At 64.9% G+C, this 20,608-nt stretch carries 21 protein-coding genes and 2 tRNA genes; 11 read left to right on the forward strand and 12 right to left on the reverse strand.

Going from position 1 to position 20,608, the window contains the following annotated elements:
- Nucleotides 1-59: 59 nt before the first annotated feature.
- The 5 genes from ACQ4W4_RS12420 to aqpZ all read left to right on the forward strand — a co-directional run bounded on the left by ACQ4W4_RS12420 (nt 60) and on the right by aqpZ (nt 3,483).
- Nucleotides 60-1,199, forward strand: a complete 1,140-nt coding sequence (locus tag ACQ4W4_RS12420; protein ID WP_436542254.1) for an amidase family protein — start codon at nt 60-62, stop codon at nt 1,197-1,199.
- Between the two features lie 35 nt (nt 1,200-1,234).
- On the forward strand, nt 1,235-1,645 hold the full coding sequence (locus ACQ4W4_RS12425; RefSeq protein ID WP_436542255.1) for a hypothetical protein: 411 nt from the start codon (nt 1,235-1,237) through the stop codon (nt 1,643-1,645).
- Between the two features lie 65 nt (nt 1,646-1,710).
- Nucleotides 1,711-2,169, forward strand: a complete 459-nt coding sequence (locus ACQ4W4_RS12430) for an Ivy family c-type lysozyme inhibitor (RefSeq protein ID WP_436542256.1) — start codon at nt 1,711-1,713, stop codon at nt 2,167-2,169.
- Complete coding sequence (locus tag ACQ4W4_RS12435) at nt 2,169-2,579, forward strand: GNAT family N-acetyltransferase (protein ID WP_436542257.1); 411 nt, start codon at nt 2,169-2,171, stop codon at nt 2,577-2,579. Before ACQ4W4_RS12430 ends, ACQ4W4_RS12435 begins: the two co-directional genes overlap by 1 nt.
- Nucleotides 2,580-2,793: 214 nt before the next feature.
- Entirely contained in the window at nt 2,794-3,483 is a 690-nt protein-coding gene (aqpZ, locus tag ACQ4W4_RS12440; protein WP_070223703.1) for an aquaporin Z, read from the forward strand.
- Nucleotides 3,484-3,705: 222 nt separating this feature from the next.
- On the opposite strand, the gene ACQ4W4_RS12445 is transcribed toward aqpZ, so the two are convergent.
- Nucleotides 3,706-4,536, reverse strand: a complete 831-nt coding sequence (locus ACQ4W4_RS12445) for an AraC family transcriptional regulator (RefSeq protein ID WP_436542258.1) — start codon at nt 4,534-4,536, stop codon at nt 3,706-3,708.
- A 228-nt stretch (nt 4,537-4,764) separates the two neighbouring features.
- On the opposite strand from ACQ4W4_RS12445, the gene ACQ4W4_RS12450 reads away from it, so the two are divergent.
- The 4 genes from ACQ4W4_RS12450 (at nt 4,765) to ACQ4W4_RS12465 (ending at nt 8,695) form a co-directional block, all read left to right on the forward strand.
- Complete coding sequence (locus tag ACQ4W4_RS12450) at nt 4,765-5,916, forward strand: MFS transporter (protein WP_436542259.1); 1,152 nt, start codon at nt 4,765-4,767, stop codon at nt 5,914-5,916.
- Between the two features lie 236 nt (nt 5,917-6,152).
- Nucleotides 6,153-7,529, forward strand: a complete 1,377-nt coding sequence (gene cysS, locus ACQ4W4_RS12455) for a cysteine--tRNA ligase (protein ID WP_436542260.1) — start codon at nt 6,153-6,155, stop codon at nt 7,527-7,529.
- A 73-nt stretch (nt 7,530-7,602) separates the two neighbouring features.
- Nucleotides 7,603-8,160, forward strand: a complete 558-nt coding sequence (locus ACQ4W4_RS12460; RefSeq protein WP_436542261.1) for a hypothetical protein — start codon at nt 7,603-7,605, stop codon at nt 8,158-8,160.
- Nucleotides 8,153-8,695: a hypothetical protein gene (locus tag ACQ4W4_RS12465; protein WP_436542262.1), complete on the forward strand. Its 543-nt coding sequence runs from the start codon at nt 8,153-8,155 to the stop codon at nt 8,693-8,695. Before ACQ4W4_RS12460 ends, ACQ4W4_RS12465 begins: the two co-directional genes overlap by 8 nt.
- Here the strand turns inward: ACQ4W4_RS12465 and dbpA are convergent.
- The 6 genes from dbpA to ACQ4W4_RS12495 form a co-directional block, all read right to left on the reverse strand.
- Nucleotides 8,682-10,109, reverse strand: a complete 1,428-nt coding sequence (gene dbpA, locus ACQ4W4_RS12470) for an ATP-dependent RNA helicase DbpA (protein ID WP_070253445.1) — start codon at nt 10,107-10,109, stop codon at nt 8,682-8,684. The genes ACQ4W4_RS12465 and dbpA overlap by 14 nt on opposite strands.
- A gap of 111 nt (nt 10,110-10,220) precedes the next feature.
- Nucleotides 10,221-10,457 carry a hypothetical protein gene (locus ACQ4W4_RS12475; RefSeq protein WP_436542263.1) on the reverse strand — a complete coding sequence of 79 codons (237 nt, stop codon included), beginning with the start codon at nt 10,455-10,457 and terminating at the stop codon, nt 10,221-10,223.
- Between the two features lie 212 nt (nt 10,458-10,669).
- Nucleotides 10,670-12,334, reverse strand: a complete 1,665-nt coding sequence (locus ACQ4W4_RS12480; protein ID WP_436542264.1) for an acid phosphatase — start codon at nt 12,332-12,334, stop codon at nt 10,670-10,672.
- A gap of 116 nt (nt 12,335-12,450) precedes the next feature.
- Complete coding sequence (locus tag ACQ4W4_RS12485) at nt 12,451-14,907, reverse strand: TonB-dependent siderophore receptor (RefSeq protein ID WP_436542265.1); 2,457 nt, start codon at nt 14,905-14,907, stop codon at nt 12,451-12,453.
- Nucleotides 14,908-15,059: 152 nt separating this feature from the next.
- Entirely contained in the window at nt 15,060-16,067 is a 1,008-nt protein-coding gene (locus ACQ4W4_RS12490; protein ID WP_436542266.1) for a FecR domain-containing protein, read from the reverse strand.
- Between the two features lies 1 nt (nt 16,068).
- Entirely contained in the window at nt 16,069-16,587 is a 519-nt protein-coding gene (locus ACQ4W4_RS12495; RefSeq protein ID WP_436542267.1) for a sigma-70 family RNA polymerase sigma factor, read from the reverse strand.
- Nucleotides 16,588-16,921: 334 nt separating this feature from the next.
- Between ACQ4W4_RS12495 and ACQ4W4_RS12500 the strand changes: the two genes are divergently transcribed.
- Nucleotides 16,922-17,488, forward strand: coding sequence for a hypothetical protein (locus tag ACQ4W4_RS12500; protein WP_436542268.1), 567 nt, complete (start codon nt 16,922-16,924; stop codon nt 17,486-17,488).
- A gap of 68 nt (nt 17,489-17,556) precedes the next feature.
- Here ACQ4W4_RS12500 and ACQ4W4_RS12505 read toward each other — a convergent pair.
- From ACQ4W4_RS12505 to ACQ4W4_RS12525, 5 genes are all read right to left on the reverse strand, one after another.
- Nucleotides 17,557-17,633, reverse strand: a tRNA-Met gene (locus ACQ4W4_RS12505).
- Nucleotides 17,634-17,777: 144 nt separating this feature from the next.
- A tRNA-Met gene (locus tag ACQ4W4_RS12510) sits at nt 17,778-17,854 on the reverse strand.
- 46 nt (nt 17,855-17,900) lie between these two features.
- The gene (locus ACQ4W4_RS12515; RefSeq protein ID WP_436542269.1) at nt 17,901-19,079 is read right to left on the reverse strand and encodes a methyltransferase; all 1,179 of its coding nucleotides are present in this window, start codon (nt 19,077-19,079) and stop codon (nt 17,901-17,903) included.
- Between the two features lie 58 nt (nt 19,080-19,137).
- On the reverse strand, nt 19,138-19,992 hold the full coding sequence (locus tag ACQ4W4_RS12520) for a hypothetical protein (RefSeq protein ID WP_436542270.1): 855 nt from the start codon (nt 19,990-19,992) through the stop codon (nt 19,138-19,140).
- A gap of 60 nt (nt 19,993-20,052) precedes the next feature.
- Nucleotides 20,053-20,262: a hypothetical protein gene (locus ACQ4W4_RS12525; RefSeq protein ID WP_034755039.1), complete on the reverse strand. Its 210-nt coding sequence runs from the start codon at nt 20,260-20,262 to the stop codon at nt 20,053-20,055.
- A gap of 178 nt (nt 20,263-20,440) precedes the next feature.
- Here ACQ4W4_RS12525 and ACQ4W4_RS12530 point away from each other — a divergent pair, with 178 nt between their 5' ends.
- Nucleotides 20,441-20,608: a hypothetical protein gene (locus ACQ4W4_RS12530; RefSeq protein WP_166449232.1), complete on the forward strand. Its 168-nt coding sequence runs from the start codon at nt 20,441-20,443 to the stop codon at nt 20,606-20,608.

The raw sequence follows: 20,608 nt of genomic DNA on the forward strand, positions 1-20,608 counted from the left end.
TGCTATGCTATGGCTAGTACATTATTGCGTTAGAAACACTGAGGTTTCCTGGAGATACGATGCAGCGCAGTCAGATGTTACGCAGTGGCGCGTCCCGGGGCGTGTCGCGCCCCGTACTGGCCCGTGCCACGGCGCCCGCCAGCCCCATGGCCCATTTGCTCGACGCAGGCGTCTTGCCGCAACAGCAGATGATGCAGGCAGGCAAACTCAGTTCCCATGCGCTGACGTCGCAGTACCTGGCGCGCATCCGCTCGCTGTGCAGCATCGGCGCGCGTGCCTATGCCGGCATTGAAATCAATCCCGACGCGCTGAAAATTGCGCTGGAAATGGACCGTGAGCGGCAGGTGCACAAGGTGCGCGGCCCCTTGCATGGCATCCCCATCGTCCTGCGCGACAATATCGCCACGGGCGACCGCATGAAGACGCGCACGCAGGCGCCCCTGGCCACGCATGCCAGCTGCGATTCCTTTGTGGCGGCGCGCTTGCGCGCGGCCGGCGCCGTCATCATCGGCAAAAGCAATTTGCGCCAGTGGGCCGCCGTCAGCGTGCCGCATGCCAGTGCCAGCTGGGCCGGCCTGACCATCCTGGCCGTCGACAGCGCGGCGGACGGCTCCATCGTCGCGCCTGCTTCAAACTGCGGCCTGGTCGCCATCAAGCCCACGGGCAGGGCCGCCGGCGGGCAGGGCGGTGAGCCAGCCACGGCAGGACCGATGGCGCCCAGCGTGCGCGAGGCTGCCTGGCTGCTCGCCGCGCTGACGGGCGAGCGCCTGGCCGATGGCTTGGCGCTCGACCTTGCGGGCTTGCAAGGGCGCCGCATCGGCGTGGCGCGCAGCCTGTTCGGCCTGTGCGCCGAAACCGATGCCGTGATCGAGCAGGCGCTGCTGGTGTTGCGAGAACAGGGCGCCGAACTGATCGAGCCGCCGCACGCGTCCGTGTCTGGCGGCATCGAAGCGCTGCTGCGTTCGCATGCGCTCGATGCGCTGGTGGGGCCGACCTGCCATGGCGTATCGCCGCAGTCCGACTTGCCGCATATCACGGTGCCTGCCGGCATGGCCGGAGGATCGCCGGTCGGCTTGTCCTTCATCGGCCCGGCCCACGGCGACCTGCCGCTCATTGCGATGGCGTATGCCTACGAGCAGGCGACCTTGCACCGGCGCACGCCCGCATTGCCATCGAGCATCACCCTGGCGCTGCGTTGACCATGATGATTCCTTTCGTTTTCTTTCGATAAACTATGCTTGCAACTTTGCTGCTGAGTACGGCCGCGGCCGCCGCTTCCCTCCCTTTTGATGCCGCGCAATTGTCCGGCAGCTGGTCCGACAGCGTGAATACGAACAGTGTGTGCGAAGAAGCGCGGCACTTTACGCGCATGCAGCTGTCTGACGATCATCAGCGGCTGGCGATCTTCAACGACCGCACGTGGAAAAGCAAACTGGGCGAAACCAACCGCTTTGCCGCAACGGTGGTGGCGGAAACGGAGCGCAGTCTGACCTTGCGCTATGACAATGAAACCCGCCTCAATGCCGCCGGCAAGCTGGTGGAATGGCAGTTGATCATCGTCGCGCCGGGCGTATACCGCTGGCGCGAGACGGGCTGGCCGGAAGGCAAAGTCAACGGCGTGGTCGGCATCCGTTGTTCTCCCTGAGGCGCGCGCACAAGCATGCCATTCTGCTATGCTTCCGGCATTGCACTAGGCTTTTAGGAGATTGAATGTCTGTACGTTTGCTTTTACCCGTGTTCCTGGGCGCCGCCGTGGCGCTGGCTGCCGTGCCGGCACAAGCGCGTACGCCCAAACTGTCGCTGATCGAGCAGGCGCAAAGCTGCGACGGCGGCCACACCTGCCCGTATTTTCCCGACGTCTACAAGGCGGATTTCGCCTTTCGCAAGGCCTTCAATGAGGGTTTGAAAAAGGCGGGCCTGAAGCGGCAGCGCTGGGTGCCGAACGGCGTGGCCAGCCCGCTCAAGCCCGTTGAGATCGACGGCAAGGCACGCCTGCTGAGCAGCGTCTGCGAACCGCACAATTGCGGCCACCGCTATTCCATTTTGTACGACCCCGTCGCGCGCAGCATGACGGGCGTGTATATCGGCAGCGATGGCAAGGGCGGCTCGCGCACCGTGTACTTCGGCGAGCCCAGCATCGCCGAAGCCGACTTGCTGTACAAGAACTGATGCACGCGCCGCTACGCATTTCCAGCGAGCGCGGCGAGCTGGACGTGCCCCTGATCCACCGCTACCTGAGCGAGCAGTCGTACTGGAAGCGCGGCGTGGCGATCGAAACGGTGCGCAAGGGGATTGCCAACGCGCTGTGTTTCGGCGGCTATGTGGGCGGCCAGCAAGTGGCGTTCGCCAGGGTCATCACCGACTACACGGATTTTGCCTACCTGCGCGACGTGTTCGTGCTGCCGCCATACCAGGGGCGCGGCTACGGCAGGCAGATGGTGGCCGCCGTGCTCGGCGATGAGCGCTTGCGCGATGTCGCCTGGATGCTGGGCACCGATGACGCGCATGGCCTGTATGCGGGCTTTGGCTTTGCGCCGCTGGAGGCGCCGCAAAAGTACATGCGCCGCCCCGCGCCGTGAGAATTATCAAAACAACCTTTAGGTGTCAAGAGAACTATTAACATTATTGTACGTAATAATGTTGCATTGATAATGACGTCGTGTCATTATGCGCGCTCTGCAGCGTGCGTTGCTGGTGCTGTGCTTTGCCTTCGCCCCTGGGCGGGGCGAAGGTGGTGAGCGGTCCGATTGGTCGTCCCTGGCACGTTTTCTCGTCACTTTAAAGGAATACATCATGAAACAATATGGCGCCGAATTTCTCGGCACGTTCTGGCTGGTACTGGGCGGTTGCGGCAGCGCCGTGCTGGCCGCCGCCTTTCCCGGCCTTGGCATCGGCTTTGCCGGCGTAGCGCTGGCGTTTGGCCTGACGGTGCTGACCATGGCTTACGCCATCGGCCACATCTCGGGTTGCCACCTCAATCCTGCCGTCTCGATCGGCCTGTGGGCCGGCGGCCGCTTTCCCGCCAGCCAGTTACTGCCTTACATCATCGCGCAAGTGCTGGGCGCCATCGTGGCCGGCGGCGTACTGTATGTGATCGCCAGCGGCCAGGCCGGTTTTGATGTCAGCAAGGGCTTTGCCTCGAACGGCTTCGGCGCCCATTCGCCGGGCGGGTATTCGATGCTGTCGGCGCTGGTCATTGAAATCGTGCTGACGATGTTCTTCCTGATCGTCATCCTGGGCGCCACCGACAAGCGCGCACCGGCCGGCTTCGCCCCGTTGCCGATCGGCCTGGCGCTGACCCTGATCCACCTGATCAGCATCCCCGTCACCAATACTTCCGTCAACCCGGCCCGCAGCACGGGCGTGGCCCTGTACGTGGGCGACTGGGCCACGAGCCAGCTGTGGCTGTTCTGGCTGGCACCCATCATCGGCGCCTTGCTGGGTGCGCTGGCCTACCGCTTGATTGCTGGCGAAAAAGAGTAGGTCGGCTTAGCCCGCAGGGCGTAAGCCGACAATGCCGACAGCGTAGCTTGTCGGCTTACGCGCGGCCTTGCCATGCTAAGCCGACCTACGGTGGCGTCCATCATTGGCGCCTTGTCCGGTGCGCTGGCATCGTCGTAGGTCGGCTTAGCCCGCGCAGGGCGTAAGCCGGCAATGCCGGCAAACGACTTGATGAAAGCAGCCCACGGGCTGCTTTTTTTTTGTTTAGTCGGCGGCGCGCCATTCGCTCAGGTAATGCTGCGGCGTGCGGCCCAGGATGCGGCGGAACATGGCGCTGAAGGCGCTGGGGCTGGCGTAGCCCAGCGCATAGGCGATGGCGGCCACGCCTTCGCCCCGGTCCAGGCGGCAGAAGGCCTCGGCCAGGTGGACTTGCTGCAGCCATTGGCGGTAGTGCAAACCCGTTTCCTTCGGGAATAGGCGGATCAGGGTGCGCGCGCTGGCGCCCGCATCCTGCGCCCAGTCCTCGATGCTGCGCCGGCTGCCTGGCGCGTCCATGATGGCCGAGCACACGGCCACCAGGCGGCGGTCGCGGGGCCAGGGGATGGCCAGGGGCACGGTATCGGCCGCCGCCAGTTCCGACAGGATCAGGTGTGCCAGCCAGTCGCCGCGCCCCGCCAGCGCATATTCGATCGGTTCGGCCAGCAAGGCCAGGATCAGCTCGCGCAGCAGCCGGCTCACTTCCAGCACCTTGCAATCGGCGCCATACTGGGCCGCCACCTGCGCATCGATGTACACGGTACGCATGCTCAGTTCGCTCAAGATGTGGACTTCATGCACGACGCCCACGGGGATCAGCAGGGCGCGCCGCGGCGGCAATATCCACACGCCGTGCCCGGTGGAGACGCGCATCACGCCTTCCGTCGCATACAGCAGTTGCGCCCGCACGTGGCTGTGCGGCGCCGTGTAGTCGCCGGCCGCATATTGCCTGGACATGGCCGTCACGGGCCGCGGCACGTGCTGGTAATCGTGCGAGCTGGTGCTGCGGCTGAACGGCACGCCATCGGGGTGGGTCTGGACGGATTGGTGGGTGTACATATGGATCGTCGGATTGTCACCGGATTGTCACTTAGTTGTCACTTGGGCGACGATTATTGGAAGTTATCAGTTCAGTGACCATACTATACTGGCTTCTTTGCCGGGCTGCCCGCCGTGCCCGATTATTGCGGATGACACATGCATACAACCACAACTGCCCCAGCATTGGCCAAGTCCGTGCCGGCGGCTCCCTCGCTTCATAGTTCCCAACAACAATCCGGTCTGGCCATGCACATCCTGGGCGCCGTCGCCTTCGTGCATTTGCTCAATGATCTGATCCAGGCATTATTGCCGTCGATTTATCCGATGCTGAAAGCCGAGTTTTCACTCAGTTTTACCCAGGTCGGCCTTATAACCCTGACGTTCCAGTGCACGGCCTCCTTGCTGCAGCCCTGGATCGGCTTGTACACGGACCGCCGTCCGCTGCCGTTCCTGTTGCCGGTCGGCATGTGCTTTACCCTGGCCGGCGTGCTGATGCTGTCCGTCGTCTCGACTTTTCCGACCCTGCTGCTCGCCTCGGGCCTGATCGGCGTCGGTTCCTCGACTTTCCACCCGGAAGCGTCGCGCGTGGCGCGCATGGCGTCGGGCGGGCGCTATGGCTTTGCCCAGTCCCTGTTCCAGGTGGGCGGCAATGTCGGTTCCGCGCTGGGGCCGTTGCTGGCGGCCGCCGTCATCGTGAACCGCGGCCACGGCAATGTCGCCTGGTTCAGCTTGCTGGCCGTGCTGGCCATCGGCGTGCTGTACAAGGTCAGCCAATGGTACAGCGGCCACCTGGCCAGCTTCAAGCCGAAGGCGGGCGGCCATGGCCCGAACTTGTCGCGCAACAAGGTGTTGAAAGCGCTGGGCGTGCTGGCCCTGCTGGTGTTCTCGAAGTACATCTACATGGCCAGCCTGTCGAGCTACTACACGTTTTATCTGATCGACAAATTCCAGCTGTCGCTCGGCGATGCCCAGCTCTACCTGTTCCTGTTCCTCGCCGCCGTGGCGGCCGGCACCTTCATGGGCGGCCCCATCGGCGACCGCATCGGCCGCAAGCGCGTGATCTGGATTTCCATCCTGGGCGCCGCGCCGTTCACCCTGCTGCTGCCATACGTCGACCTGTTCTGGACGGCCGTCTTGACGGTCATCATCGGTTTCGTGATTTCTTCCGCGTTTTCCGCCATCGTCGTCTTCGCGCAGGAACTGGTGCCGGGCAAGGTGGGCATGATCGCGGGGATTTTCTTTGGCCTGATGTTCGGCGTGTCCGGCATCGCGGCCGCCGCCATGGGCCACCTGGCTGATATCTCCGGCATCGCCTATGTGTATAAAATCTGTTCCTATTTGCCGCTGCTGGGCATCCTGACGGTGCTGCTGCCGCAGATCGAGCAGGCGAAAAAATAGGCCAGCGTCGCGGGAGGGCTTGACGGCCCGCCTGCGTACATGCGATATTCGTCCCATGACCACTTTCACCCTCACTCCAGTTTCTGCATCCGGCGCCGCTGCTGCGCTGTGTCCGTGCGCCTGGCCCCGTGAGGATGCGGCTGCGCGCCGCTGACGTTTTACTCCTCATTCGATGGCCACAGTGTTGAAAAACCTGTGGCCATTTTCTTTTTCCGCAGCGTTAATGAAAGCTCCGCATGACACTTCATCTGTACGATACCTATGCGCGCAGCCTGCGCCCGTTTGAACCCATCGCCCCGGGCCAGGCTGGCCTGTACGCCTGCGGCCCCACGGTCTACGATTACGCGCACATCGGCAACCTGCGCACCTATCTGTTCGTCGACGGCTTGCGCCGCGCGCTCGCGTTCAACGGCTTGCAGGTGCGCCACGTGATGAACATCACGGACGTGGGCCATTTGACGTCGGACGCGGACAGCGGCGATGACAAGATCGAAGCGCGCAGCGCCCGCAGCGGCAAGTCGGCCTGGGACATCGCCCTTGAATTTACCCGCGCGTTCGAGGACGATCTGCGCCAGTTGAATATCCTGCCGCCCACCGTCTGGTGCCGCGCCACCGACCACATCGCGGAACAGATCGATTTCATCCGCGACCTGGAAGCGAAGGGCTATACCTACCGCACGGACGACGGCATCTATTTCGACACGACGCGCCAGGACAGTTACGGCAAGCTGGCGCGCCTGAAGCGCGACGGCCTGCAGGCGGGGAAAAGGGTGGATATTGGGGAAAAACGCGACATTTGCGACTTCGCGCTGTGGAAGTTCAGCGGCGTGCCGGGACAGCGGCAGATGGAGTGGGACAGTCCGTGGGGCCTGGGTTTCCCGGGCTGGCACATCGAATGCTCGGCCATGGCGGAAAAGCACCTGGGCACGTATTTCGACATCCATTGCGGCGGCGAAGACCACGTGGCCGTGCACCACAGCAACGAGATCGCGCAAACGGAAGCGCGCCACGGCACGCGCCTGGCCAACTTCTGGCTGCACGGCGCCTTCCTCAAGACCCAGGATGCGAAGATGTCGAAATCCTCGGGCGACTTCCTGCGCCTGCAAAGCCTGGCGGAGCAGGGCATCGATCCGCTGGCCTACCGTTACCTGTGCCTGGGCGCCCACTACCGCAGCAGCCTCAATTTTACGGACGAGGCCTTGCGCGCCGCCAGCAGCGGCCTGGCACGCTTGCGCGTGGCCGTGCATGGCCTGGGGGATGCGGACGGCGAGGCCGATGCGACATGGCTGGCGCGTTTTAGGACCTGCATCAACGATGACCTGAATTATCCGCGCGCGCTGGCCGTGGCCTGGGAGCTGCTGAAAAGCGCGCTGCCCGATGGCGTGAAAAAGGCCACCATGGCCCGCTTCGATGCGGTTCTGGGACTCGATCTGCTGGCCTGGCAGCCGGCGCAGGTGGAAGTGCCGCAGCCGGTGCTGACGTGGCTGGCGGAACGGGCCAACGCCCGCGCGCAGCGCCAGTGGGCCGAGGCGGACCGCTTGCGCGAATTGGCGCGCGCGGCCGGCTACGACATCGACGATACGCCGCAGGGCCAGCAGGCGCGTCCCCTGTGAGCGTGTGGCCGTATCTGCGGCGGCCATGCATAATGGCCGCATGATAAACGCGGGAGATGCCGTGAAGCGTGGCGTGTTGTTATGGAGTTGCTGTCTTGCCTTTTCTGCCGCGCAGGCGGCCGGCGAGTGCCCGGGCTTTCCCGTGCTGGCCACGTCGAGCGAGGCGCTGCTGGCGCAAGTGCGCGCGCTGCCGCCCGTCGGCATCGACCGTGAGCGGCAGGCGTGCGCGCCGGCGACCGTCATCGATTTCGCCTACAGCGGCGGCACCCTGTGCCGCTTTGGCGGCGAGGTCGATGCGGCGACAGCCGCCGTCACGCGCCTGGCCGATGGCGGCGAACTGGTCGAATACCTGTATCTGTTCCCGTATGCGCCGGCCACGCACGCGCGCTTGCTGGCGCTGCTGGCCGCGCGGTTTACGCCGGTCGACAAGGCGGCCTGGCCGGCCTTTCTGCAAGGTGCGGCGCCGGGCAAGGAAACCACGGCCCTGTTCACCCATGGCGGCTACTATATTTCGCTGGGCAAGCCCGCCGAAGGCGACCCTGCGGACTGGTATTCGAACGTGATCTTTGAAAAGATGGATAAACCTGCGCTGGGCGTGCGCAAGGCGTGCCGCGAGGGGCGCGATGGCTGAAGCGGACGCCTTTCCGGCGGCATTGGCCGGCGCCCTGGCGCAGCTGCTGCCCGCCCTGGGAAACAGCCGGGCACACCCGCCTTTTGCCGTGTATCAGAATGGCGAGGCCTTGCTGATCCCGACGCGCACTTATTACGACCGCGAGCGGCTGCTGGCCTGTACGCGGCTGCCCGGCGACGCGGGCGTGATCGCCCTGTGCCTGGGCACGCGCCACCACGACGGCCATCTGCGCGAAGCGTGTGTCAGGCAGCTGTTGCGGCAGGAGCGCGCGTGGACGGTGCCGTTCGTCGTGCACCTGTGCGGCGAGTACGTGCTGGAGATCGTCGAGAGAATCGGCGCGGCGCTGCCGGCCTGGAATGCGCAGGCGCTGGCGCGCTACCTGCGGGAGAACCCAGCGTATCTCGATACGCTGGAGCGGCGCGCCATCAGCTACTGGAACTGCTACTACCGCTGGCGCTATCCCGTGTGGGAAGATTATCCGGGACGCAGGACCATGGCGGTCCTGCGGGAACTGCAAGAGCTTAGGCCTCGATAAAGCGCATCTTGAAGCTGCGGCCCTTGATGTTGCCGAAGTCGCGGCCCAGGGTATTGCCCGCATTCAGGCGCTTGAAGGCCGCTTCTGCCACCTTGCGGTCGAGCGCCACGTAGGTCATGAACTCGAATACGTTGATCTTGCCCACCTGCTCCTTGGTGAGGCCGGCATCGCCCGTCAATGCGCCCAGCAAGTCGCCCGGGCGCAGCTTGTCCTTCTTGCCGCCCATGATGCACAGGGTGACCATCGGCGCCGGCAGCGCCTCCATTCCGTCATCTTCCGCCAGTTCCTTCAGGTCGTGCCATTCGGCGGCGCTGTTCTGGTACTGCTCGATCAGCTTGACCCATTTTTTCTCGTTCGGTGCGCACAGCGACAGGGCCAGGCCCTTCTTGCTGCCGCGGCCCGTGCGGCCGATGCGGTGGATATGCACTTCCGTGTCTTTCGAGACGTCGACGTTGATCACGGCGCCCAGGTCGGAAATATCGAGGCCGCGCGCGGCGACGTCGGTGGCCACCAGCACGGAGCAGCTGCGGTTGGCGAACAGCACGAGGATTTCATCGCGCTCGCGCTGTTCCAGCTCGCCGTACAGGGCCAGCGCGGAAAAGCCCTGCTGGCGCAGTTCCTCGGCCAGTTCGCGGCAATGCACCTTGGTGTTGCAGAAGGCCAGCGTGGATTCCGGCTTGAAGTGCTTCAGCAGCTTGCCGACGGCGCTGTTGCGCTCGTCGAAGCCGATTTCATAGAAGCGCTGCTCGATCTTGTCGTTGTCGTGCTGCGCCTCGACCGTCACTTCCAGCGGATTGACGAGGAACGACGCCGTGGCGCGGCGGATGTCTTCCGGGTACGTGGCCGAGAACAGCAAGGTCTGGCGGCGCGCAGGGCAGGCGCTGACGATGCCGGCGATTTCCTCGTAAAAGCCCATGTCCGTCATGCGGTCCGCTTCATCGAGCACCAGGGTCTGCACGTGGTTCAGGTTGATGGTGCCGCGGCCCAGGTGGTCGCGCAGGCGGCCCGGCGTGCCGACGACGATGTGGGCGCCGTGTTCCAGCGAGGCGATTTGCGGGCGCATCGGCGCGCCGCCCGTCAGGGTCAGGATCTTGATGTTGCCGGCCGCGCGCGCCAGGCGGCGCAATTCATTGGCCACCTGGTCGGCCAGTTCGCGCGTGGGGCACAGCACCAGGCCCTGCACGGCAAACCATGCCGGATTGAGCTTGTGCAGGATGCCGATGCCGAAGGCGGCCGTCTTGCCGCTGCCTGTTTTCGCCTGGGCGATCAGGTCGCGGCCATCGAGTACCGCCGGCAGGCTTTGCGCCTGGATGGTGGTCATCTCGTGGTAGCCGAGCGAGTCCAGGTTGGCCAGGAAGGCGGGTGTCAGCGGCAGGCTGGCAAAGGAAGTGGTGGTGTCAGTGGTGGTGTTCATAGGGGCGGAGCCGGTAAAAAGCGGGTGGATGGGCACAGTCTACAGGCGTTCTACGCCCTTGTGCGGATGGTGGTGTGGAAGCCGGCGGCAAACGGCCGCCCGCGTGTGGTATTAATTGTCGGGCGCCCAGATGGGCAAGCCGGTCAGATCCAGGCCGGCGTCGCGCGTCCATACGGGCAGGCCCGTGGCGTCGGTCGGCTCCAGCAATTCGAGCTGTACCTGCTTGAGCGCCACCTTGCGCGCGCGCGCGCGGCGCTGTGGCTCCGGCGCCGGCTCTGGCGCTTCGTGCGCTGGCGGCGGGCCGAAACCGGGCAAGTCGATGGTGGCGTTGTCTTTTTTATCTCTCATTTCTGAACCTCTGGTCCCTGGCCGCGAAAAAATGGCGCCGGGGAGCGGGCAAAAAGCTGTCCGCTGTGTGAATACTCTGTGCGTCTCGTCCACAAAACAAAAGCCCGGCTACTGGAGTCGGGCTCATTGTTGGAACAACCGTCAGGAATACCTGTCCTGCGGATTTAAGTGCGGCACGCAGTGTATCACAGGCGTGCCGCATTGTGGGAGGCTTAGCGGAAGCTGAGGGCGCCCGTCAAGTCGCCCGGCGGCAGCGCGCCGCGTGAGGCGAACGCGTCATTACGCACCTTCAAGCCTTCGAGCAGCGGCAGGTCGTGCAGGCGCGTGATCAGGCGCAGGATCGACGTCGTGTCGTAGAAACTGTGGTCGACGGCGCCTTTCTTCGCGTATGGCGAGACGACGATGGCGGGAATGCGCGTGCCCGGACCCCAGCGGTCGCCCTTCGGCGGCGCCACGTGGTCCCACCAGCCGCCGTTTTCATCGAAGGTGATCACCACGATCATGTCCTTCCACTGCGGCGACTCCTTCAGATGCTGGATGACGTTGGCCACGTGCTGGTCGCCCGACTCGATATCCGAGTAGCCGGCGTGCAGGTTCAGGTTGCCCTGCGGCTTGTAGAAGGTCACGGCCGGCAGCTTGCCCGCCACGGCGGCGGCGAGGAATTTGTTCGAAATCGGGCTGTCGCCCGTGCCGCCGTCGCGCAGATGCTCGGCGCGCGCGGCCGTGCCAGGCGCGAACTGCTTGAAGTAGTTCAGCGGCTGGTGGTGGAACTGGAAGTTCGGCTTGCTGCCGCCGCCCTTGTGGTCGAGCGCCGCTTGCCAGCCGCCGCCATACCACGCCCAGCTGACGCCCTTGCGCGACAGCAGGTCGCCGATGGTGTCATAGGTTTGCGGCGGCAGGGTATTCGCATCGGCCGGGTCGGCGTGCAGCGGGTCGCCGTCGAAGGCGGGGCGGACATAGCTCGGTTGATACGGCGGCGCCATGGTGTTGACGGCATAGCCGTCCGGCGTGATGGCGCCGTCGTTCACGTACTTCGGCTTGCCGTCCAGCGCGGAAGGCGGGCAGTCTTCCGCGATGGCCAGGCGCACGCCTTGCGGGCCGTCGGACAGCACGGCGATCTTTTTCTTTGCCGCCGTCCCGGACGCGTTGAAGTATTCGTTGGCGCGGCCCGTCACCAGGAACTGGTGGTTCATATAGGAGCCGCCGAAGGCCGCCATGAAGAAGTTGTCGCACAGGGTGTACTGTTCGGCGATCTGCCACAGGTTCAGGTTTTTCGACGTTTCGCCGTAATGGCCCATCACCAGGCCGCCGCTGTCGGCCCACGCGGCAAAGCCGTCGTTCTTGCCGCCGTTGATCTGCATCTGGTTGTTATAGAAGCGGTGCACGAGGTCGCGCGTGATGATGCTCTCGGGCAGGGGCTTGCCGGCCGCGTCGCTCAATTTGTAGGGCGCGTTCGGCAGGCCGGCAATCTGGTCTTCCTTGATCAGGTAATCGATGCCGCCGATATTCTGCTGGTTCGGCACCAGGCCGCCCCAGATCTTCGGCAGGGTGGCCAGCGGCTTGCCGTCGCGGTCCATCTGCTGCGCCTGTTCCGCCGTGACGGCGGACAGGGGCGCGCTGGTGCCGGGGAAGTTGGCAAACAGGTTGTTGAAGCTGCGGTTTTCCAGGTAGATCACGACCACGTTCTTGACGTGCGCCTTGAGTTTCGCGTCGAGCGAACCCTTGGCAATGGTCTTCCTGGCTGGCGCGGCGTCGGCCAGCGCCGGCAGGCTGGCGGTCAGGCCGACTGCGGAAGCGGCCTGGAAAATGCGCCGGCGCGAGGGATTGGCGGGTTGGTCGGCCGGATCGGCTGGCAGGGCGGGGGCGAGGTCCTTCACACATTCTCCTTGGGTGTCTCTATGGGCACGGGCGTTGGCGGCAATGGCCGGCAACGCCCGTGAAGCGGGAAAATTGTATCACCGGCCCTGTGCCAGTGCGAAATATTCGGCCCGCCCTAGAACTGGTAGCGCACCTTCAATGCGACCTTGCGCGCCGGGCCGTACATGCCCGAGTACCACCAGTCCGACACGGAAGCCGTGTACTGCTTGTCGAACAGGTTGGCCACGTTCACGGTGGCAGAGAGCTTGTCGTTGACGTCGTAGCGCGCCATCAGGCTGGCTACCGAGTACGCCTTCTGTTCCCAGTGCAGGGTGCTGTTGATCTGCCACGCGTCGATGTCGGAATGCACGCGGCTTTGCCAGTTCACGCCGCCGCCCACCGTCAGGCGATGCAGCTCGCCGGGCAGCCGGTAAGTGGTCCACAGTTTCACCAGGTGGCGCGGGAAGGTGGTCAGGATCGCCTTGCCGGTATTGTTTTCCGTCTGGCTGTAGGACCACGAAGCCGAGATGTTCCAGTCCGGCGTCAGGGCGCCCGTCGCTTCCAGGTCTACGCCCTGGGTCCTGGCGCCCTTGATGGTGCGGTTGGCGGGATTGTTCGTGCCAGGGACGGTGTAGCCGGGGTCCGATTCGGCCAGGTTGCTTTGGCGGATCTGGTACAGCGCGGCCGAGGTGTTCAGGCGGCCATCGAGCCAGCCGCTCTTCACGCCCGCTTCCAAGGTCTTGCCCTCGCGCGGCGCCAGCAGCTTGCCATAGCGGTCTTGCGATGCTTGCGGCTGATGGATGGTGGAATAACTGGCGTAGGCGCTGTGCGTGCCGTCGATGTCGAACACCAGGCCGCCATACGGCGTGACGACGCGGCTTTCCGAGGCTGGCGACGCGCTGTAAAAATTCACGGAAGGCGCGTCCGAGATGTAGTTCTCGCTGTAGCGCAGGACCTTGGCGCCGGCGATCAGTTTCAGGCGCTCGGACAGGTTGAAGCGACTGGCCGCGTAGGCGCTGGCCTGGCGGCGCGTGCTGTCGTAGATGACGGTGGTGTCGCCAAACACGGGCGTTGCCGTGCGATTCCAGCGGTACAGGTTGGCGGGCGTGTTTTCGATGCCCCTGTCGAAACGGCCATCGGTCTTGCTCTGGAATTCGCTGTAGTCCATGCCCAGCACCAGTTCGTGCTGGCGGCCGAAGGCGCTGAAGGGGCCGCGCACATTGACGTCCACGCTGTTGACCTGGAGCTGGTAGTCGCGGTAGTCGGCGTTCAGCAGCAGGCCATCGCCCGTGGCCTGGTCGGGGAAGCCGCCACTGACGTTCAGGTAGACGGCGCGCTCTTCCTGCGACGATTGCACACGGTTGGCCGAGATTTTCAGCTTCCAGTCGTTCGCCAGCGCGTGCTCCACGGTGGCGAAGAGGTCGGTTGAATTGGTGTCGAAGCGGTTCGACCTGGCCGCCGGGCTGAAGGAGCGGGGCAGGTCCGTCATGGCGCCATTGCTGTAGAACAGGGGGAAGCCCAGGTAGGACAGGGAACCGTCCGAGCGCTTGCGCTGGTGCGTCACGCCGGCCGTCAGCTTCGTGTCGCTTGACAGGTCCGCCTCGACCACGCCGTAGACCACTTTCTTGTCGCGGCTGTAGCCGTCGATGATGCTGTCGCCTTCCTCGTACACGGTCACCAGGCGGCCGCGCAGCGTATGCGCTTCGTTGAGCGGACCGGCAACGTCGGCCATGGCGCGCCGTTCATCGTAGGAACCCAGTTCGGCCTCGACGGAGGCCTGGAACTGCGACGTCGGCTTCTTGCGCACCATGTTGATGGCGCCCGAGGCGTCGCCCGCGCCCGTCATCAGGCCCGAGGCGCCGCGCAGCACTTCGATGCGGTCGTACAGCGCCATGTCGGCCAGGCTTTGCGACGGTATCGCGTCGAGGCCCAGGTTTTCCGAATGCGTGCTGACGCCGTCGAGCTGGTAATTGGTGATCGAATAGCCGCGCGAGGTAAAGCCCGTGCGCTCGCTGCCCAGCGAGAACAGGGTGACGCCCGGCGTTTGCGCCATCACTTGCGCGATGGTGCTCAAGCCCTGGTCCTGCATGCGCTGCTGCGTGATGACGCTGACCGACTGCGGCGTTTCCCTGATCGACAGGCCCAGCGGCGTGGCCGTGGCGATCGGCAGGGCGGAGACATACGCGCCCGAGCCTTCCGTCGCATCCTGCCGCGCCTTGACCGACACTTCCGGCATCATGGCGATGGCATCCGCGCCGGATTCGGCCTGGGCCGGGCGCAGCACGTAGCTGCCATTGGCGCTGCGCTCGGCCTTCAAGCCCGTGCCGCGCAGCACGCCGTTCAGGGCGGCCAGCACGTCGTGGCGTCCCGCGAGGCCCGCCGACGTCTTGCCGCGCGTCTGGTCCGGCGTGAAGCTGAGGATGACCCTGGACTGGCTGGCGACCTGGCGCAGCGCCGCCGCCAGGTCGCCGGCCGGCACCTGGAAGTCGAGAGTGGCTGCGGCTGCTGTCGCGCTCTCCTGCGCCAAGGCTGGCGCGGGGACATTCAGCAGCAGGGCCGAACCGATGAAGACGAATTGGATGGCGTGCGCCATGTGCGTGCGCCGTGGGCGCGGCCGGGACCGGGAAGATATAACTTGAGACATGGTTACCTTGTGGTGTAGTCGTCAAAAAGAACGTTGCCTACACAGGTCACGCGAGAATCGAAAACGGGTACTTTTTTTTGCGCTGGCGTCAAAATAAATGTTCAGCGCTGCCGCCGTGCTTCCACCTGCACCCAATAGCGCGTGCGCAGCCGCACATCCACCGGCAGGGAATCGGGCAGCGACAGCAGCACGGCGTCCAGGTCGGCCAGCGGGAAGACGCCGGAGATGCGCAGGCCGGCCACCGCGTCGTCGCAGCCCAGCAAGCCGTGGCGGTAGCGGCTCAATTCATGCAGGAAGTCGCGCAAGGGCATGGCGTCGGCCAGCAGCAAGCCCTGTCGCCAGGCCCAGATGTCGGGCGAGACCGCGTGCGCGGGCGAGGTATTCTGCTCCGTCATGCCGCCGCCCTGGCCTGCGCGGATAAGCAGATGGCCGTCGCCCTGGCGCGGCATCAGCCGCACGGCGCCTTCCTCGACGGCGACCTCGGTGCTGCCGTCCGCCTGGCGCACCGAGTAGCGCGTGCCCAGCGCCTGCGCGTGGCCTTGCGTGGTTTCGACGAGGAAGGGGCGGTAGGGCCGGGCCGTTTCGCTGGCGGTGGCGATGAAGACTTCGCCCCGCACCAGTTGCAGCAGGCGCTGCGTGTCCGTGTAGCGGATGTTGACGGCGCTGCCGCTGTTCAGGTGCAAACGACTGCCGTCCGCCAGCGTCAGCTCGCGGCGTTCGCCCACGCCGGTGGACAGGTCGGCCAGCGCGGCGCGGGCCAGGTCGGGCGCATAGTCCGAGCGCGTGCCGAACCAGCCCGTGAGGCCGATGGCCGATACCCACGCCAGCAGCCGCAGGCTGCCGCGGCGCGACACTGAATGTGCGCTGGGGCCGTGCAGCAGCGCCTTGCGGCTGGCTGGCCCATCGAGTTCGCGCAAGCCGCCGCTGACGCTTTCGATGTGTTGCCATGCCCGTTCATGGTCGGGGTGCGCCTGGCGCCACTGCTGCCAGGCCGTTTTTTCCGCCGGCGTGGTGTCGCCGCTCATCAGGGTGGTCAGCCATTCGGCCGCCTGCATGGCGATGGCCAGGTCGATGGGCTGGCCCTGGGCGTAGACGGTGGCGGCGCGCATGTCAGGGCGCGGCAAAATCGGGCACGGCAAAAAAACACAGCAAGTTGGCCTTGCTCAGGTATTTTTTGACGGAATGCGTGGTGGTGCCCAGTTCGGCGGCGATCCCGGCATAGCTCATGCCGTCCAGGTGGGCCAGCAGGAAGGCGGCCCTGGCCTTGGCGGACAGCTGGTCCAGCGCGCGGTCGATCCGCTGCAGCGATTCGAGCAGGATGGACATCGCTTCCGGCGACGGTGCGCACGCTTGAGGCTGGTGCAGCAGGGCGTCGAGGTAGGCGCGTTCCAGCTCTTCACGGCGGCAGTGGTTGGCCAGCAGGCGCTTGGCGATGGTGGCCAGGAAAGGGCGTGGCTGCGCGATCCCGGCACTGCTGTGCGCAACGAAGATCTTGAGGAAGGTATCCTGCGCCAGGTCGCCCGCCAGCCCCGCATCGTGCAGGCGGCGCTTCAGCCAGTGCAGCAGCCACGAGTGGTGCTCGGCATACAGGGCCTGGAACTCGGACGGCGGGGAAGGTGCGGACAGCATGCGGACGGGACGGGATGGGATGGGTATCTTAATCTAAATGAGAATTGTTCTCATGATAGCGCAACCGGGCACGCCGGGCAATCGGGAAAACGCGGCGTTGCTGAAATGCGACTGCGCGCCCGGGCCAAGCGCGGCGCGGGCTTCGTGCCTGCGCACGGCAGATGTAAAAGTTTCCTTGGTGCAAGCTTGCATGTGAGAAAATGCGGGCTGTCGATGTGGTGCGGAGCGAAAAATGATGTGGATGGTTGGCGGTGCCCTGGTTCTCCTGGTCGCCAGATTTTTATGGTTGGCCTATTTCCATCGGGTCAACGCGATGTCGCGCCAGGCGGAATTGATGAACTGGATCGACATCGGCCGGGTGTCGAATGCCGATGGCGGCAAGGATATTCTGTTGGCGAGAAACGAGCGCGGCGCCCGGATCGACTGGCGCACGGGCGAGGTCTGGCTGATGAACCCCAAGGTGGACGAGCCGTTTGCCGATTTTCTCGCCGTCGAGCGCTGGCTGACTATGCGCGACATGCCGGCGGCGACCAAGCCGGCCGCCGCTGCGCCTGCGCCAGCGGAACCGGAACCCGAAGCGGCGCCGGATGCCGGCCCCGTGCGCGATACCTTGCCTGCTTTCCAGCAAAAGGTCGATGCCTGTTTGGCCAGGGCCGAGGGCGGCCAGGAATTGCTGGAAACGAAGCAGGCGTTCGAGGCGGGCAGCGAGCCTTATCTCGAGGCGTCGACGGAATTGAGCAAGACGGCGCTGGAACTGGAAGTGTCGCCGGCCATGGTGGCCACGTTTCATATCAGCGCCTTTGCCGCGCTGGCTGAAACGGCGGGAGCCGACAAGCTGGAACGGGTGGCGGCCAGCCTGCATGCGGCGGCCAGGCAGATCAGGGCCAGCGTTACCGCGTAAAAGCATGGGCCTGGCCTGGAATGAAAAAACCGCTGTATCCCTTGCAGGAATCAGCGGTTTTTATGTATTGGTTGCGGGGACAGGATTTGAACCTGTGACCTTCGGGTTATGAGCCCGACGAGCTGCCAGACTGCTCCACCCCGCAGGCGAATTATAACCGAGTTTGTTGCATTGCGAAAGAGCGGATCGACACGGAAGGCATTTGACTTGCATGGGGCAGCATTGACATGTTGCGCCGCAATGAAAAAAGCCGCTGATCCCTTTGCAAGAATCAGCGGCTTTTATAGATTGGTTGCGGGGACAGGATTTGAACCTATGACCTTCGGGTTATGAGCCCGACGAGCTGCCAGACTGCTCCACCCCGCAGGCGAATTATAGCGGGGTTTGCTGCAATGCGCAATGGCTGACTCGATTACGCCGCCGCCAGGCGCCACAGCGAGGTGATTTCCTGCGAGCGGGCCGCGTGCAGGCTGTCCGTGGCGTCCTGCGCGCGCGGGTGCGTGGGTTTCACGTCCAGGCGGTCGACGACCTTCAAGCCCGCTTGCGCGATCCACTCCAGCAACTGCGCGCGCGGGCGCAGGCCCAGGTGCTCGGCCAGGTCCGACAAGATCAGCCAGCCTTCGCCGGCTGGTTCCAGGTGATCGGCCAGGCCGGCGAGGAAGCCGCGCAGCATGCGGCTGTCCGGGTCGTAGACGGCGTATTCGATGGGCGAGCTTGGGCGGGCCGGCAGCCATGGCGGATTGCACACGACGAGCGGCGCGCGGCCGGCGGGGAACAGGTCGGCCTGCACCACCTCGACCTTGTCGATCAAATCGAGGCGGGCCAGGTTTTCGCGTGCGCAGGACAGGGCGCGCGGGTCCTGGTCGGTGGCGACGATGCGTTGGACGCCGCGCTGCGCCAGCACGGCGGCCAGCACGCCCGTGCCGGTGCCGATGTCGAAGGCCAGGCTGGCGCGCGCGGGCAGGGGCGCTTCCGCCACCAGGCCCACGTATTCGCCGCGGATGGGTGCGAACACGCCGTAATGCGGGTGGATGCGCTGGCCCAGGGCCGACAGTTCCACGCCCGTGCGGCGCCATTCGTGCGCGCCGATCAGGCCCAGCAGCTCGCGCAGCGAGGCGATGAACGGCTCTTCACCGCGGCCATACGCTTCATTGCAAGCCAGTTTCACGTCCGGCGCGCGGCGCAGCGGGATCGTGTAGTCGGCGTCGAAGGGCAGCAGCAGCATGGCCAGGGTGCGGGCGCGCTGCGACTGCGCCTGGCGGTGCAGATGGAACGCTTCCGTGGCCGATGGTTCCGGCTTGGCCAATTTGGCGGCCTTGGCCTTTTTGCTCGGTTTGTCGTTCTTGTGGTCGGCGCGCCGCGCCAGCGCCTGCAGCAGCTGGCGCGCGTTCTGGAAGTCGCCGCGCCACAGCATGGCCGTGCCTTCGCAGGCCAGGCGGTAAGCCTGGTCGGCCGTCGTGCGGTCATCGGCGATGACGACGCGCTTGGGCGGCGGCATGCCGCTTTCCGAGCGCCAGCGGGCCGAATGCTCGGCGCCGTTTTCGCTCCAGTGGATCTGCGGATGAACGGTAAGTGAAGAGGTGTCGGACATGGGATTCAATCGATAGAAGGGGGCGCGCGGCATGGTCGCCTGCGCAGGCCGTCTTCCATTATACGTCGCTGGCCGTGCCGTTAGCAGTGTCCGTGCCATAGGCGAGTGCCAGCGCGCGGGCGCGCGCCTGGTCTTCCGGCGTGGTTTCCACGGCTTTCTTGTCAACCTTGGCGGCTTCGGCCGCATGCTCCGGCTGCACCAGCTTGAGCAAGCGCAAGCTCAGGCTGCCTGCCAGGTCGCCATCCTTGCCGCTGGCGCTGGCGCCATCGGCCTTGCTGTTGAAGATGTTGCTTTGTAATTGCTGGCCCAGCAGCTTGAACAGGTCATGCAGATTGCCGCCGAAGTGCGTGGTAGGCAACTCCTTGGCGGGCAGGGCGTCGTCTTCGGATGATGTGGCTTCCGGTGTTTCACCTTGCGTTTGCTCGAGGATGCCCGCGCTGATGTTCGATTGATATTGCACTTCCACTTCGAAGTCGAAGGTTTGCCCATCGGCCGTCGTGATCTTGCCCTTGCCGATGAAATGGGCGTTTTCATCGAGGCTGAAGGCGGCCGCGCGGCTGCTGCCGTTGGCGCCCGAGATGCTGGCGCTGCCGCCGCTGAAGCTGGAACCGGCTTGCAAATCGACGGAATCGAAGGCGACAGTGGCGCCGTCGCCGAACAGCTGGCGTGTCATGTTGCTCAGAAAATCTTGCGCCACGTCGACGGTGGCGTTGCCCAGCGCATCGGTCCTTTGCGACAGTCCCTTGGCCGACAGGTCCAGGCCATTCTTCGACAGGGCCACCACGTCTTGCGCCGTGCGCTGCATCAGGGGCGAAGCGGCCAGGCCGGCGCCCGTTTTAGGCGGCGTTTGCCCTGCCAGGGTATTGGCGGCGGGCTGGCGCGAGCCGGGAACGAGGGCGGGAAGCTGGGACATGAACAAATTCCGAATGAGTAAGTACTCAGTTAACGGCAGTCGTGCCCCATTCTTTAACCATTAGTGGTGGTGCGACCAGCTACCGTCCGCCGACTCCAGGTAAGACTTGACGGCATCGGCCTGGCCCGTGGCGTGGCGCTTGAGTTCGCCGCATGCGCAAATGCCCTGGTAAGGCTGGATATGCGAGCAGGCGGAGACTTTTTGCAGGTAGACCTGCATCGATTTGTGACATTTTACGCACTTGAAGGTGAGGCTGCGGGCGGCTTTCATGGGGTTCCTTGAACTGTTGCGGGGCGTAGCGGGTAGTTACGCGAAGGCGGCGATTTTAACGCACTCCGGCCATCGTTACACGTTGTTGCATCTGCGCCACGCGCACGTCAACTGAATCCGTGCCATGACGTTGAGCGTATATAGGAGGTCGTCTGACCGCCATTGAAGAGGTAGCACCATGGACAAGCATGACAAGGAAAAGCCTGCACAGCCCGCCAAGGAGCTGGTGAGGAAGTGGCTGAAAGCGGAGCTGGAACAGCGCCGGCCCCCGCCCGACCCCGAGCAGATCCGCCGCGAACTGGGCTGGGATATGCTCAGACTGTGCCGGGAGCCGGCCAGCCGCTAG

This window comes from Janthinobacterium glycogeni, assembly GCF_051380725.1.
GTDB lineage: Bacteria > Pseudomonadota > Gammaproteobacteria > Burkholderiales > Burkholderiaceae_D > Janthinobacterium.

Coding starts and splice junctions, on each gene's coding strand:
- ACQ4W4_RS12420 (WP_436542254.1), top strand. CDS start 60: ATGCAGCGCAGTCAGATGTTACGCAGTGGCGCGTCCCGGGGCGTGTCG.
- ACQ4W4_RS12425 (WP_436542255.1), top strand. CDS start 1,235: ATGCTTGCAACTTTGCTGCTGAGTACGGCCGCGGCCGCCGCTTCCCTC.
- ACQ4W4_RS12430 (WP_436542256.1), top strand. CDS start 1,711: ATGTCTGTACGTTTGCTTTTACCCGTGTTCCTGGGCGCCGCCGTGGCG.
- ACQ4W4_RS12435 (WP_436542257.1), top strand. CDS start 2,169: ATGCACGCGCCGCTACGCATTTCCAGCGAGCGCGGCGAGCTGGACGTG.
- aqpZ (WP_070223703.1), top strand. CDS start 2,794: ATGAAACAATATGGCGCCGAATTTCTCGGCACGTTCTGGCTGGTACTG.
- ACQ4W4_RS12445 (WP_436542258.1), bottom strand. CDS start 4,536: ATGTACACCCACCAATCCGTCCAGACCCACCCCGATGGCGTGCCGTTC.
- ACQ4W4_RS12450 (WP_436542259.1), top strand. CDS start 4,765: ATGCACATCCTGGGCGCCGTCGCCTTCGTGCATTTGCTCAATGATCTG.
- cysS (WP_436542260.1), top strand. CDS start 6,153: ATGACACTTCATCTGTACGATACCTATGCGCGCAGCCTGCGCCCGTTT.
- ACQ4W4_RS12465 (WP_436542262.1), top strand. CDS start 8,153: ATGGCTGAAGCGGACGCCTTTCCGGCGGCATTGGCCGGCGCCCTGGCG.
- dbpA (WP_070253445.1), bottom strand. CDS start 10,109: ATGAACACCACCACTGACACCACCACTTCCTTTGCCAGCCTGCCGCTG.
- ACQ4W4_RS12475 (WP_436542263.1), bottom strand. CDS start 10,457: ATGAGAGATAAAAAAGACAACGCCACCATCGACTTGCCCGGTTTCGGC.
- ACQ4W4_RS12485 (WP_436542265.1), bottom strand. CDS start 14,907: ATGGCGCACGCCATCCAATTCGTCTTCATCGGTTCGGCCCTGCTGCTG.
- ACQ4W4_RS12490 (WP_436542266.1), bottom strand. CDS start 16,067: ATGCGCGCCGCCACCGTCTACGCCCAGGGCCAGCCCATCGACCTGGCC.
- ACQ4W4_RS12495 (WP_436542267.1), bottom strand. CDS start 16,587: ATGCTGTCCGCACCTTCCCCGCCGTCCGAGTTCCAGGCCCTGTATGCC.
- ACQ4W4_RS12500 (WP_436542268.1), top strand. CDS start 16,922: ATGAACTGGATCGACATCGGCCGGGTGTCGAATGCCGATGGCGGCAAG.
- ACQ4W4_RS12515 (WP_436542269.1), bottom strand. CDS start 19,079: ATGTCCGACACCTCTTCACTTACCGTTCATCCGCAGATCCACTGGAGC.
- ACQ4W4_RS12520 (WP_436542270.1), bottom strand. CDS start 19,992: ATGTCCCAGCTTCCCGCCCTCGTTCCCGGCTCGCGCCAGCCCGCCGCC.
- ACQ4W4_RS12525 (WP_034755039.1), bottom strand. CDS start 20,262: ATGAAAGCCGCCCGCAGCCTCACCTTCAAGTGCGTAAAATGTCACAAA.
- ACQ4W4_RS12530 (WP_166449232.1), top strand. CDS start 20,441: ATGGACAAGCATGACAAGGAAAAGCCTGCACAGCCCGCCAAGGAGCTG.